This is a genomic window from Bradyrhizobium iriomotense (genome assembly GCF_030160715.1).
Taxonomy (GTDB): domain Bacteria; phylum Pseudomonadota; class Alphaproteobacteria; order Rhizobiales; family Xanthobacteraceae; genus Bradyrhizobium; species Bradyrhizobium iriomotense.
In genome coordinates this window covers 26,503-41,295 of record NZ_BSOW01000027.1, presented here as the reverse complement: position 1 = coordinate 41,295, position 14,793 = coordinate 26,503, and the positions used below count along the sequence as shown (strand labels likewise).

Genomic DNA, 14,793 nt, shown 5'->3' with positions numbered 1-14,793 from the left:
TCCTCCATTCGGAACGTCTCTCAATTTCTCTCAAGGGCGCTGACGGCGAAGAGACTGAGGGCAATAGTCTATGCGGTTTCGCAGTTGGCACGTGTTTTGAACAAGAAGCCTTACTCAGAACAGCTCAATGGGAGACGAGGTGATGCCTCATAAACGACGTTGCCTAATCTCGACCTCGACGCGCGACGCTTGCTAACCTGCTCGGCCATGCCGGGAGCCCGGCTCAAGCGGCGTCATCGCACGATGTTCGCATCGATTGCGTGCCGTGACTTCTTCGCACTTGCAATCTCAAAGCGCTCTTGTCGTTTCTTTCAAGCGGGCTGCCGAACGTTGTCGACGCCGAGAAAGTCGACGCTTCATTTAGGAAGGGCTGGATCCAGATGACGATCCCAGGCCCGAAAGCACAGGTGCTCGCCACGAAGATCCAGATCCAAGGGTCACCCACCGAGGAGCCTTCGTCCGAAGCGGCCGTCGACGGCGGCCTTCTGAGGCAGGAGGCAAGCCCGGAACGGGAACCAAAAGCATCCGAAGAAACCTCCGTGGTGCATCCATTCTGCTCTCGTTCAGAGGTATCGGTCCTGTGCTCTACCCTTGCAACTCTGACGCCCGAAAACGACATCATGACAGCGGAGTCGGACGTCACCTCTGCGAACGCAAGCATTCGGGCGAGCACCGTCTGGACAATTGTGCTCGGCTTTGCCGCCGATCCCTTGATGCGTTGGAGTTGGCCTGACCCAGGGCAATATCTTAGGAGCATGCCTCAATTCATTAACGCCTGTGGCGGACGAGCATTCGAGCATGGCACAGCATACGTCACGGGCGAGAGTCGCGCCGCGGCCCTGTGGCTGCCTCCCGACGTGCAGCAAGATGAGGATGCGCTGGACGCAATCATGGCGCTGTCCCTGCGCCCGGAGATCACCGAAGATATGGCACACCTACGGCAGGGAATGGCCGAACATCACCCCCCCGAGCCACATTGGTATCTGCCTCTCATTGCTGTCGATCCGAACTGGGTCGGACAAGGGCTTGGAACATTGCTGATGAAATACGCTCTTCAACGATGTGATGAGCAGGGCATCGCTGCCTACCTCGAAAGTTCGAATCCGGCAAACATTCCCTTTTATCAACGTCACGGCTTCAAGGTTATTGGAGAGATACAGCACGGTTCTTCGCCGCCACTCACGCCAATGTTGCGAACGGCTTATTGAGCGAAATTCGGAGACCCTTCGCATGCTTCAGATGCCGAAGCTTCCCTGCGGACACGGCGAATTGGTCTACCAGAGTTGCGTCACCAATAAAGGCCGATGCCAGCTTTGAGGCACCTCCCAACGACGTGACGCTCCGTGCGGTTGCGGCCTCTAAGGCGCTACAGCGCGAGTGAGCTGCAGTCCTCAATCGGCACGCTGCTTGCTCTATTCAAATGACTATCACCACGACCCGTCCGGCGAACTGGAAGGATTCGCTTTGTTGGCTCATGGCGTCCGGTCCGCACCGTCCTGCTCTCCGCGCGCAATCGGGAGTAGGAGCGCTATGAAACCGTACGCTCGTCCGGCTGCGGTGGCGCGAGCTGATAGCATCTGGCCTTTGCAAGGACAAGGTCGAGGCGGGGCCGTTCGCAAGCTGCTGATTCAGCGCGCGACGAGATCGGCATAAGTGAACGTGGCCTCCATCCAGATGCCACCACCGCACATCGCCTCCGGGCAGATCGGCACGTCCGATCGGTCGGGGCCAGCCGTTTTCGAGCTCGAAGCGAGCGTGAAACCAGTGACAGCTCAAAATGGCGGCAAAGGTGGGCGACAACGTTATCGGTGTGAACACAGCGCGTTAGCGTCGAGGATACATTTTTGAAGAGGCGAGATCGAAGCGGTATGGTCGAGTGGTCATAGCGCGGAGGGGTGACTCGCGCCATCTGGCTCGGCCATATTCGCTTTTTTGGCGCAAACGACGAGGTGTTCATACCGTCGTCCTATCCAGTCAGGATTGATTGGCAATGGCCTAACATGACCGCGTTCGATTGAAGACGGTTATGTTCGGGGCCAGACAATGAACACGCGAGGCCCCCCGCCCCGGTCGACGCAAAGCGTACGAATCCGTCCTTTGGCCAGTTGGCACGTCTAATGCTGAGAGCTGGTGAGGGTTCAGTTCACCGAGCGTCGATCACTGCCGGCGGGCCGTTGCATCGATGGACTCCCAACAATTTTCTGATCTAAGGGCCGCACAAAGCGATGAATGGCGTGACACGTATGGCTACCGACGATCGATCCGGCAAGAATCGGTTTGTGGAATGTCGGCCGATCGACGCAATCATGGCGATCGATCGCATTGCAGGGTCGGATCCAGAGAGGGTTGCGCTGAGGGTCGGCGCTGGCGAACTCACCTACGAGGCGCTGCGATCAAGTTCGGATGCCCTCGCAAGGACGTTACGAGAGCATGGCGCTCAGGGCGCGGTCGTCGGCTATTGGGGTGAGCGAGACCTCGACTGGGCGACGGCGGTCGTCGCAATCTTGAAGGCGGCATCAACGTACCTGCCGCTCGATCCATCGTTGCCGGCTTCGCGTACATCATTCATGATCGAGCAGAGCCGCTGCGCTTTGATTATTGGTCCACACCAGCTGGATTCGCTCAGCCTGTTACAGGCGAATAGCAAAGGCGCCACGCAATTCATGCCGATAGAGGCCGCGTTACGACATGGCCAGACTTCGTCTGTCGTGCCGTCATCGAACGAGGATGGACTCGCCTACATTCTGTTTACGTCTGGTTCGACGGGCCAGCCTAAGGGCGCAATGATCGAGCGTGCAGCCCTAAACAATCATCTGGCGGAAAAAACTAATGCCCTAGCCCTCACCCGGACGGATTGCATCGCGCAGACGGCATCGCACTGCTTTGATATCTCGTTGTGGCAGCTTCTGGCAGGGCTTTGCGTCGGAGGCTGTATCGCGATCCTTGATGATACGACACTGAAATCGCCAGCATCCCTTCTCAAAGCAATTCAAGGGTACGGCGTGACGGTTGTTCAATTCGTTCCGTCGATGCTTGCAATATTTATTGAATATCTGCAGTCGCTTGCGGCGGCTGAGCGAGCTCTGGACAGTTTGCGGATTATCTCCACGGTCGGAGAGCCTCTAACACCCGGACTGGCGCGCGCGTGGCTTGCCTTGTATCCCCGGGTTCCCATTCTCAACCACTACGGGCCGACCGAGTGCGCGGACGGCGTTACACATCATCTGGTTTCCGTACCGCCTGCGCGGGCTGACCTTTATGTGCCGATCGGCAAGCCGATTTCTAACCTTGAGGTTTATGTCGTCGACGGATCGCGGCTGTGCAACACGGGAGAGGTCGGAGAACTCTGTGTTAGCGGCGTTGGTGTCGCTGCTGGTTACGTCAATGACGATGTCCGCACCAATGAAGCCTTTGTGTCAAACCCGTTCTCAAACGACCCGCCGTTCCGGCGTCTATACAGGACAGGTGATCTCGGGCGCGTTCGTTCCGATGGCCTTTTGGAATGTCTCGGTCGAAGGGACCGTCAGGTCAAAATCCGCGGGCACAGAATTGAGCTCGGAGAAATCGAGGCCCGCCTCTCCGCTCATCATTCGGTGCGTGGCGCCGTCGCGGTCGCCTCCGTCTGCGCAGGCGTAAAGCTTATGGCGAGGGACATAACCGGGGTCGCGGGGGACACCGGATCGAGACGACGACTCATCGCGTATGTATCAGCTCCGGCTGAACTGGCGGAAGGCGAGCTTCGGAACTTTCTTGCCGAAGCGCTTCCCACCTACATGCTGCCAGAGAGGATCATTCACGTCGACCGTATTCCGCTGACCAGAAACGGAAAGGTCGATTTTGGAGCATTGCCGGATCCGACCAGTGTTCGCCCTCCATTGCCGACGCCATTCGAGGAACCGCAAACAGGACTCGAAGCCCAGCTGTGTCGAATTTGGTCCGCCGTTCTGCGTATTGAGAACATTGGCGTGAATGACCAATTCATAAGCCTCGGCGGAGACTCGCTCCGGGCAATGCTCATATTGGGCCAGTTGCAGACCCAGCTCGGAGTGAGAACGGATTTCAGGCTGGTGCTGAATGGAACGATCCGATCTCTCGCGGCTTCGATCTCGGCCCGATTCGACTCCAGACCGTGCACAGCCCCGACCTACGGAAAGCTTACGCGATCGCCTCTGACGCGAGTTCAGGAGCACCTATGGTTTCTCTCGCAGCTCGATCCGTCTGCCAGGAACTACATCATTCAAGGCGGCCTGCGAATAAGGGGAGCCATCGATCTGGCCGCGTTCAATCGCGCCTGGACCGATGTCGTTCATTCCCATCAGGCACTTTCAGCCCGCTTTGTCGACGAGGACGGTCCGATTCAGCTTTTTGATGCTCCGCAATGCGCACGTCTTGAATTGGTTGACGGGTCTCATCTCACGGCGCAGGAAGGTGAGGAGCTGATCGCAGAGTTACGGCGCACAGAGCTGAACGGAAGCTTTGATCTCAGCCAAGGCCATCTGTTTCGCGCGCGCATGATCCGTTTTGGCTCTGACAACCATCTCATACTGGTCACCGCTCACGAAATTATCATCGACGCCTGGTCGATCTCTGTTCTAATCAGGGACCTTCGACAACGGTACGTAGATGCGGCTGCGTTTTTGCCAGAGAACCGCGCATCATTCTCGGCCTACGCTCTCTGGGAAAAGCAACACGTTACTCCGGAGGCGCTGTCCAACCAACGTAGCTATTGGCGTCGTCAGATTGGTGATGATCCGCCAGTGCTTTCGCTTGGAACGGGAAAACCGCGGCCGCAGACAACTTCCCACCGCGGCGCCTCGCATGCGGTACTGCTTGGCAGCGATCTCTCCAATCAGGTACGGGAATTTGCGCGCCGACATAGGTGCACCACGTCGACAACACTCCTCGCGTGCTTCAAGCTGCTACTGAAGATGTATAGCGGTCAGGACGATATTATCGTTGGCACACCGCACGTCGTTCGGGATCAACCTGGCAGCACCGAAATTGTTGGCTTCTTCCTCAATATGCTGCCAATCCGCACCGCGATCGATGTCGACCAGTCGTTTGCGGTTCATGCCTTACGCATCCAGGACTTGGTCAGCGATGCCATCGCAAATTCAGCATATCCGTTCGGATGGATGGTAAGGGATACCCGGTTACACCGCGAGGCCGGACGCTCACCGATCTTCCAGGTCATGTTCAACATGTATTCCGAGGCCGCGGAGCCACTTGGCCAACATGAGTTTGATCTGACATTCCGCGAATTTGATACCGGCTATGTAAAATTCGATCTGACATTGTACGCACAAGATCAGAACGATGAAATTACCCTCCAGCTGGCGTATGCCGAGGACATATTTTCCAGAGATCTGATTGTCCGGATGATCGACAATCTGCGCTGCCTGATTGCTGCCTGCGTGGAGAAGCCGCTGGCGCCAATTAAAGACCTGAGCTGCCTCAGCGCGTCAGACGTCACTATGCTGAACTCGCTGGAAGGCTCGGCGCAGCCATATGAGGTTGAATGTCCGCTTGTCGAAGCGTTCGATCAGATCAGCGTCTCTAATTGCAACCAGGTGGCATATTTTGGTGATTTCGGTGAGATCACATTCGGCCATTTGCGCGAGCGCGTAACAGCTATCAGGTCGTTGCTGCAGGCTTCCGACGTCGGGGCTGGCGATATGGTCGCTATCCTGGTCGATCGGTCGCCTGACATGGCCGCTGCTTTTCTTGCGGCGCGAGCCTTGCAGTCAATTGTTGTCCCAATATCGCCGGATTATCCGCGTCATCGGATCGAACATATCCTGCGAGATACTCAGGCAAAGCTGTTGGTTCACGCAAATGCCGCTGACCTTGGTTTTGACATGCCGTCGATTTGTCTATTGAACCTAGAAGAGTGCGACGTGCCCGCGTACGATTGTGAGCGCAGCGACAAATCATCCGATCAGGGAATTGCGAGCCTTATATACACGTCGTCCTCGACCGGGAAGGCCAAGGGGGTTCTGATACCGGAATCGGCAATTCTCAATCGACTGAACTGGATGTGGCGAAGCTTTCGCTTCAACAGTACCGACGTGATGGTTATCCAGAAGTCCGCATCACTTGTTGCGTCCGCTTGGGAGTACTTTGGGGGGCTTCTAAGAGGTGTGCCCGCGCTGATCCTGACCCAAGAGCAGTTGCTGGATCCAGATCTATTATTGTGCATGTTGGTAAGACATCGCGTGACACACTTATTTGCCTCGCCCCCACTCCTGTCCGGCCTCATTGCTTCCCAGGAACGACACCCGCGACCGACCGCCTTGCGGTTGGTCACAAGCAGCGCCGAACCGATGCCTGCCTCGCTCCCCGTTCGCTGGCGTACGCATTTCCCGGACGTGCCGTTGTGGAACTTCTATGGTGCTACAGAATGTGCGTCGAATGCCGCAATCTACGAAACATCGGATGTCGACAACGGCTCGTCGCTCGTCCCCGTGGGGCGCGCAATCGATAACGTCAAACTCTACGTGCTCGATGCCCAGTTGAAGAGAGCCCCTGTTGGAGTCGCCGGCGAACTCTGCATCGCGGGACGCTGCGTGAGTGCTGGGTACTGGCGGGATCAAGATCGGACCAACCGCTGTTTTGTGCCCAATCCGTATGATGACGGACAATACAGCATTCTTTATCGAAGTGGCGATATCGCACGCATCTCAACCGGCGGCCTTCTCGAGATTTGCGGCCGGTCGGACAACCAGATCAAGGTACGGGGCTTTCGCATCGAGCTAGAGGAGGTTGAAACGGCCCTTGAGTCTCATCCGGCAATCGCAAAGGCCGCGGTCGTCGCGGACGGCTCAGAGGATCATCGTCGCTTGACCGCTAGCGTGGTTCCGGCTCGCGACAGTCTGAGCTCTGGAGATATTGTCACTCACCTGCGCCAAACATTGCCGTCCTATATGATTCCCGCCGCCTTCCGTTTGGTTGACAGTATCCCAGTTACAGCGAGCGGAAAGATAGATCGTGCTCGCCTGTCGTCCGTTCCTTACCGCGAGGTCGGGTCCGGCCCATCTGCTGAGCCCCGCACGAGGGAGGAGCATATTCTTGCTGCGATCTGGCAGGATCTATTGGGCGCCAAGTGGGTCGGAATCGATCAAAACTTCTTTGATATCGGCGGAGACTCTCTTCTGAGCGTGCGCTGCGTCACGCTGGCGCGCAAAGCAGGGCTGACTCTCACTGTCGACCAACTTTATCGAACACCGACCATCAGGGAATTAGCGGCAGACGGCGGGGCGGTTACACCCGATACCTTCCCCTCGGGGAGCAGCTCATTGCCAGTCACCCCCGCCATCTCATCTTGGAACCGTCTCGCCGGCTTCGATGAGCATTTCAACATCGGCGATCTGTTTTTCTTGCCCCGCGGACTACTGAATATTCGAATTCTCGAGCGTGCCCTTGCCCAGGTCATGGATAGGCACGAAGGCCTCAGACTCCGCATTGCCCGAACCGACGATGGTCTACGTCTGACAATTGGACCTTCCGTGGCTGAACGCCTCGTGGAGGAGATCGATCTTGTCGGAATGACCGGCCTAGAGCAGCGTAAGGCAATCGAGAGCATCTCAGCCAGACGTCAACATATGTTTCGGTTTGACGGCCAGACGCCTCTTGTTAACGTCACGGCGTTCCGCACCTCGGAAAGCGGCGATTACCATCTGCTCTTCCTTTTGCATCATTTTGTAGTGGACGGGATAGGCTATCGACTGTTCCTGGAAGCAATGGATGCGGCATACAACGCCCTTGCCTCGGGCCACGCCGTGACTGGTCCCGAGAACATACAAATGCTCTCCCCATGGTTGAAGCGCCTTGAGCACTACGCAAACAGCGAAGCGCCAGCTGAACTCTCATACTGGGAGGGGATTGACTACCATCAGTTCGATTTACATATCGGCGACACTTCATCGGGGGCTGCGAGCTTTTCGGAAGTGACCGCAAGAGAGCTTCACTATGCAGGCCTTGAAGGTCGCTTGAATGAAGCAGCTTGCCGGTCCCTCTGGGAGGATCAGGCCAAGTACTATCTGGAGATTGACAAGGAAGCGACAGCTCGTCTCCTCAACATTGCGGCCAGATCAGCGCATTGTCAGGACTTTGATGTGTTCCTTGCCGCCATATCCGGCGCCTTTGGACGGGTTTTCGGCAGCTATTCGCTCTGGATTGATAGCCTCACCTCCACCCGAGGTCGGCTGTTTGATGATCTCGATCCATCTCAGATTATCGGCGTTATCAGCGAGATCGTTCCGCTTCCCTTGGCTCTCACGGGAACGGAGCCCCGGCCCGATCGTGCTCGTTCAATTTACCGCCAGCGCAATGCCCTGCCGCGCAGCGCAATAGGCTTTCGCGCCATGAAATTCCTGAACCGAGATCCCGCCGCGCGGAGCCGGATCGATCGCCTGCCCTTACCCCGAATTGGATTGAATTACCGAGTGGGTTTGCAGCGCCATTTTACACGGCACTTCCTAGCCAAGGACCCTTCTCCACTCTGGATCGGCAAAGACATGGATGAAGCAGGCGTGAACTACCTCTTCTGGTTCAGTGTCGGTTATGAAGCCGGCCATCTACAGATCGAAACGAGATATAATCCAACCCAAGTGGGTTATGAGGTGACCCGCAATCTTTGCACGGTGTTGCGACAGGAGCTGTTGCAGACCATCAGCGAATTCGGAAAGAGCTGGCAACACCTTCATCCATGAATGAGCCGGAAACGGAATTTGCCGTCGAGGGCGATCGCGATGCCAAAGAAGAAGCAGCACATCGATCTATCGGACCCCAATCTCTCGAGCCTTATCCTGCGGCTCGCCATTCCGTCTATTGTTGGCCTATCGATCAACGCGTTACAGCAGGTCGTCAACGCGATCTTTGTTGGCGCACTTGGCACGCAGGCGATCGCAGCCGTCAGCATGACCTTTCCGATCGTGGTCCTGCTCACGGCAGTCGGACAAGGGATTGGTGTTGGAGCAGCGTCGTTCATATCTCGTCATCTCGGCGCTGGTGAGTACGTGGAGGCGAGTCGTGGCGCCAGTACTGCACTGGCGCTCGCCGCTCCGATCGGCATCATGTTTACCGCCGCTCTGCTTCTAAATCTGCGAGGGATCTTCGTAACGCTGGGGGCCACGCCAACCATCATGCCCCTGGCGCTCGACTACGCGGCGACGATTTTGTTCGGGTATACCCTGATGCTTCTGAACATCGTCAACGGCTTCATCGTCCGAGCCGAAGGCAACACACGATTCAGCATGTGGACGATGATGACCGCCTTCATACTAAACGCCGCGCTTGATCCTGTCCTCATATTCCTGCTGGACCTCGGCGTGCGAGGCGCAGCTCTGGCAACGCTGGTATCTCAGATCGCTGCTATTAGCCTCTATATCGCGTATTTTACAAAGCTACGCGGGATGGTCCTCGTCAGGATATCTCACATCTCGTTGCGAGCTGCTCGCATCAGACAGCTCGCGCTCATAGGAGCGCCGGCGACCATGACCAGTATTTTATCGGCCATTGCCTCTATGCTCTTGTACGGAGCCGCTGCGCCGTTCGGCGACGATTCCATCGCGGCAGTGGGAATAGCTGTGCGATTGCTGATGATCGGCGCACTGCCTATCACCGGCTTCTGCATAGGCTCTCAAGCTGTCCTGGGGTTCGGTTGGGGCGCACGCGACTTTCCTCGGATATTGAAGGCTGCGAAGTTCATGCTCTCCATGGCTGTTGCTCTTTCCGTTGCATATTCTGCGGCCGTTGTGATTTTGGCCCGACCTTTGGTCAGGCTGTTCAGCGATAGCGAGAAGGTCACGGAAGTTGCCGTCTCGAGCTGCATCGTCTTTCATCTCTTTTTTTGGCTTTTTGGTATTCAGAGCTTCGTGACGACCATGCTTCAGTCGTTCGGGAGGGGACGCCTCAGTGCGGTTGTGTCCTTGGCGAGGCAGAGCTATCTCTTCATACCGGCCGTACTGTTATTCCCGGTCATATGGGGTTTCAACGGGCTGTTGGCCAGTCAAGCATTCGCTGAGCTGGGCGCCGGAATGATTGCGTTGTTTGTCATGTTCAACCAGTTCGCTGAGCTCGGACGACGGCACCCGACTTCAAGAGCGATCGAGATGACGAGTTGACCTGACAACGGACATCAGCGCGGCCAGAGCATTGAGCCCACATGGCCGGCAGGTGTTGCGATCCAAGAAAGTGATGAGTGTAACGTGCAAGGGACATGCAGCTATAGTAGCGGTCTTGAGCGGCGGTGCTTGCGATCGAGCCGTCAGCTGCTGCCGTCGAACGTTGTTGTGCGAACCTGTCCCGGTACTTGGAACGGCGGAGCTGAACTCCTGCCCTCGGAAGAAGGAGCCGTGGCCACGGCCGTCGACAAGAGAAGGCATGAGTTTGCGGTCGGACGTGCCTGTGCAAGAGCAGCGTTGTCCGAGTTAGGCGTTCCTCCTTGCCCGATCCCCAGCGGCCTACATCGTGAACCCCTTTGGCCGCCAGCTGTGGTTGGGAGCATAACGCATTGTCCGGGATTCTGCGCAGCAGCTGTCGCCTTCCGCGCAAGCTATCATTCAATTGGAATTGACGCAGAGATCGACGAGGCGCTGCCACCGGGTCTGTTGGCATACATCGCAGTCGACGAAGAGCAATCGTGGCTCACCGGCGCCCCCGGGGACGTCCATTGGGATCGGCTGCTCTTCAGCGCCAAGGAGAGCATCTTCAAGGCGTGGTTTCCGCTCACCGGGGCGTGGCTGGGGTTCCAGGACGCTATGGTGACCTTTACTGCAAATGATCATGCATTCCGGGCTCGTCTTTCTCGTCCCCTACCGCATACTTGCGGCGGTAGGCGTGAGCTTCGCGGTCGCTTTATGTTCGCGGACGGGCTGATTTTCACCGCCGTCTCGGTTTAAGTCGAGGATCAGACAACGCCCTGAAATGTGACAATGGTTCTGGAACCTGGCGAGGCGAACAACACCTCATATTGGCTCTGAAGAGAGCCGTTGGGGGCGGGAGCGCGGCCGGTCCTTGATGATCGGCTTTTGGGCAGTGACACTCGCCCTCATGGCGATGAATATGCGACTTGAGGATAATTGGAGAGAGCGGAAAAACCGAGACTTGTTGGATCGTCTCACCCGCGAGCTGTAACGCTGGATGCGCGCGAGTGGGGGCGGCGCCGCAAGTCCGAGCATCAATTGTTCGCTCCCCTAACGCCCAGTGTAAGCCAAAATCGTTTACTTGCTGATCTTCTAGTTTCTTGACGACCGCAACGGCCGTCGCACATGAACCGCGAAGGTTCGCTTTAGTCCTTCGCGAAAAATAGCGCCGCCGCATGGGCGGCGGCGATCAAGGTGAGAACTCTCATCCTGTTTGTCGCTCCATAGCCGCATGATCTCGGTCACTTTGTAAGCGAAGCCGACATCATATAGGAGCACGGCCTAACTGCTCGACTCCGCGTCGAGAACAATCTGGATGAGAGGCGCCTTTCGCAGTCCTGACTTGATGTCCGCCTCCCCCATCGGCTAGATGGACTGGCTTCAATTCGGAGATACTGCATTGGCAATAGGTACTGTGAAGTGGTTTAACCCGACCAAAGGATACGGCTTTATCAAACCAGACGATGGAGGCCCGGACATCTTCGTGCACATTAGTGCCGTCGAGAAAGCCGGTTACAATGCCCTCGCGGAGGGCGCCCGAATTAGCTATGAGCCCAAGATCGGCCGCTCCGGGAAACCCTCCGCCGAAAATCTCCGAGTTGGATAGGCTCGTCGGTAACGACTAGAAATGAAGAGCCCCGCCCCGGGAGAAAAGGGGCGGGGCTGCTCTCCTGTGAAGACGGGGAGCCACGCTGCCGAGAAACACCGCACTTCTCGTGCAAACGCTTGTTTTCCGCCGGCTCACAATTCTCGCTGTGACATCAGCACGCTCTCCCGGTTAAAAGTGCTCATCTCACTGCTCCCGGCGAAGATTAGAGCATTGACGCGTGCCGGCGGGGCGGCGCTTGCGCAGTTTGCCGGCTCACTCTGGGGCGATTAAGTGGTCCTGAAGGAAGAACTGGATGTGAGAGCCAATGGCGCAAATGCAGCCCGTAGTGAACGAACAAATTATCGCTTCTCACCTGAGTGGGTATGCTCGGCCTCAGATTGGTGCGCTTCGTACAAACGACCTGCAATCTCAATTTGAACTTGCGGCTCTGTTGCAATGCTGTTGGCAGCGCACTCAACGAGGATCTGGCTGTCGGAAAGCCCCGGCGTGAAATCAGACGCTGATTATGCGCTATGATCCAATATGATTGGGGCAATGAGCCGGGTATTCTCGCTTAAATTCTGCGTTTAGCTGCGTTCTTCGACGAATTTCAGCGCCAGAGCGGATTGGCCTACTCAGCGGGCTTGAGCAGGACAGCCCGGGGGCGGCCACCGGCAGTCCCAGGAAGCGGCCAGGCGCGAGAAAAACTCTCGTCACCAGGGAGCTTCGTAGTCATATCTTGTAGTTTGTCAGATGCGACGCACTATTCCTGCCGCTCTTACGAGGAAATTGCATCTTTCCAGCGTAACACCGCCCCAGCCCGATAACTCCGCACGCCAAACGATGGAGTCACGTCTCAGAACGACAAGCCTCCGTCATATCAGAGCGAAATATCTTGATCATCTTAAGTTGCGTTTTGCCTGCGGTGCTACAACGCCGCATTGCCCGTTGGTTAGACGTTGAATACGCTGGGCGGAGACATCGTAAGCGGGAGTTGATTCTTATCCCGCGCAAGAGTTTTGATCTTTGGTAGAATTGATAGTCCAGGAGTCTGCGGATGTTTACGCGCATCACCACACGCCAGACGCCTCGCTCAGATTCGCTCAGAGATTTTGGCCTGTCGAGCGGTTCCACCCCAATCATCGGCCTGGGTGAATTCACTTACAGAAAGGGACGGGAAATCTACGGAGAGAAGGAAGCCGCCGAGTATGTCTATCAGGTCAAACGCGGAGCGGTGCGAAGCTATAAATTGCTCTCTGACGGTCGCCGCCAGATCGGCGCATTTCATCTGGACGGCGACATCTTTGGACTCGAGAACGGTGAGACACATCGATTTACTGCAGAAGCGGTGGTCAAAACCACTGTTCGCGTGATGAGACGGGCAAGTCTTGAAGTGGCCGCCGACAGTGATGTCGTTGTCTGGCGTAACCTGCTCGGTCTGACAACCGACAACCTGCAGCACGCCGAAAATCATATGCTGTTGCTGGGACGCAAAACCTCACTTGAGAGGGTTGCCGCGTTCTTGCTTGAGATGGATGGGCGGCTATCCGCCGCCGGCGTAATTTCGCTACCGATGTCCCGTCGCGATATCGCCGATTACCTTGGCCTGACGCTCGAGACTGTATCGCGTGCGGTGTCGCAACTGCACAAGGCGGGCATCCTTGATTTCATGGGCAATACTCAACGCGAAATCGTGATCCTGGATCGACAATCCCTTGCGCTTTTGGACCTGCAAAATTAGCCACGATCAATGAATAGACATAAGGGGGCAGGACCGATTTTGGCGAGAGCAGATCACGCAGGTACGAGATGCGATCGGCGCAAAAGCTCACTCTGCTCACAGAGCGGGCAATGTTTTCGCACGCCCGAGCTGGGCGGCTCCCAAGCTGCTCGGTTCGTCTGTAGCGCTCAGATAGTTATCGGCATGCCGCGGCGAGGCGATTTCCGGCCTTCGCGCATAATACGCGCGGGAGCCAAACACGTCGCGCGCATGCTCGTCGGCCGACCTGATCAGATGACTGAGCAATGAAAAGTCATACTAATCGCTGCGGCAAACCTAAGTATGATTTTAGAAATTCGTCATCAACCCTACTTGTCGTCCAGGATGCTAATGCTTCGGCAAGCTCTTTCCAGCGTCAGGAGGGCGCATTTTGTCTACGCCTATGATTTCCGTCGTCGATGACGACACGTCGGTCCGTTTTGCGATAGAGAACCTTTTAAAATCGCGCGACTACATCGTCCATACATTTGCGTCGGCTGAGAAGTTCCTGCGCTCGCCCCAGTTGAGCGAAACATCCTGTGTGATTACGGATGTGCAGATGGCGGTGATGAGCGGCTTGGACTTACTGAGAGAGATGCGGGCCCAGCGATACGACGCACCATTCATTTTCATGACTGCCTTCGGTAATGACCGCATTCGCGCCTCTGCGATGAATCGGGGAGCAGTTGGGTTCCTGGCAAAACCCTTCGCCGGCCATATGTTGTTCAAGCACCTCGATGCCGCACTGGAGCAACACCGCGACGACGCCTGAGACAACGAGCCATCCGCTCAACTTTAGCTCTACGCCGATCGCCCGATGCAACGTCATGCGGGGTTCGCATTGCGGACCGACGAAGCTCAACTGAAATGGATAAGGCAGTGCGCAATGCTGAATTGGTTTCGGGTGCGACCGGTTAGCAAAGCTCGATCCCTCCGACTTATCTGATTGGTCACGCCCACTGCGCGAACAGAATGGATGTCTCTTTATATATGGGCGGCCTGGGAAAGAGGGTCCCTCTTGGCCCTCATCGCACTTGATATCCGCCTCAGCCCTCGGCTAGGTTGACTGGCTTCAATTGGAGATGCTGCAGTGGCACTCGGTACTGTGAAGCGGTTCAACCCGACCAAAGGATACAGCTTTATCAAACCGGACGATGGGGGAGCCTGACATCTTTGTGCACGTTAGCGCCGTTGAAAAGGCGGGCCACATCGGCCTGGCGGAAAGTTCCCGAATTAGCTATGAGCCCAAGGCCGGTCGTTCTGGGAAAGTTTCCGCTGAAGATCTCCGCGTCGAATAAGAT

7 protein-coding genes and 1 pseudogene are annotated in these 14,793 nt (G+C 56.6%); all 8 read left to right on the top strand.

Annotation, left to right across the window (positions count from 1 at the left end; translation table 11 throughout):
• Positions 1 to 620 precede the first annotated feature (620 nt).
• The 8 genes and pseudogenes from QQL28_RS31900 to QQL28_RS31865 all read left to right on the top strand — a co-directional run bounded on the left by QQL28_RS31900 (position 621) and on the right by QQL28_RS31865 (position 14,790).
• A complete protein-coding gene (locus QQL28_RS31900; protein ID WP_284272035.1) occupies positions 621 to 1,208 on the top strand; it encodes a GNAT family N-acetyltransferase in 588 nt (195 codons plus the stop codon).
• 1,035 nt (positions 1,209 to 2,243) lie between these two features.
• A complete protein-coding gene (locus QQL28_RS31895) occupies positions 2,244 to 8,711 on the top strand; it encodes a non-ribosomal peptide synthetase (RefSeq protein WP_284271897.1) in 6,468 nt (2,155 codons plus the stop codon).
• 39 nt (positions 8,712 to 8,750) lie between these two features.
• Positions 8,751 to 10,124, top strand: coding sequence for an MATE family efflux transporter (locus QQL28_RS31890; protein WP_284271896.1), 1,374 nt, complete (start codon positions 8,751 to 8,753; stop codon positions 10,122 to 10,124).
• 84 nt (positions 10,125 to 10,208) lie between these two features.
• The gene (locus QQL28_RS31885) at positions 10,209 to 10,901 is read left to right on the top strand and encodes a 4'-phosphopantetheinyl transferase family protein (RefSeq protein ID WP_348522532.1); all 693 of its coding nucleotides are present in this window, start codon (positions 10,209 to 10,211) and stop codon (positions 10,899 to 10,901) included.
• A gap of 643 nt (positions 10,902 to 11,544) precedes the next feature.
• Complete coding sequence (locus QQL28_RS31880; RefSeq protein ID WP_284271893.1) at positions 11,545 to 11,751, top strand: cold-shock protein; 207 nt, start codon at positions 11,545 to 11,547, stop codon at positions 11,749 to 11,751.
• Positions 11,752 to 12,790: 1,039 nt separating this feature from the next.
• A complete protein-coding gene (locus QQL28_RS31875; protein WP_284271890.1) occupies positions 12,791 to 13,474 on the top strand; it encodes a helix-turn-helix domain-containing protein in 684 nt (227 codons plus the stop codon).
• 409 nt (positions 13,475 to 13,883) lie between these two features.
• Positions 13,884 to 14,264, top strand: coding sequence for a response regulator transcription factor (locus tag QQL28_RS31870; protein ID WP_431309675.1), 381 nt, complete (start codon positions 13,884 to 13,886; stop codon positions 14,262 to 14,264).
• Positions 14,265 to 14,582: 318 nt separating this feature from the next.
• Positions 14,583 to 14,790: pseudogene (locus QQL28_RS31865) on the top strand (cold-shock protein).
• Positions 14,791 to 14,793 lie beyond the last annotated feature (3 nt).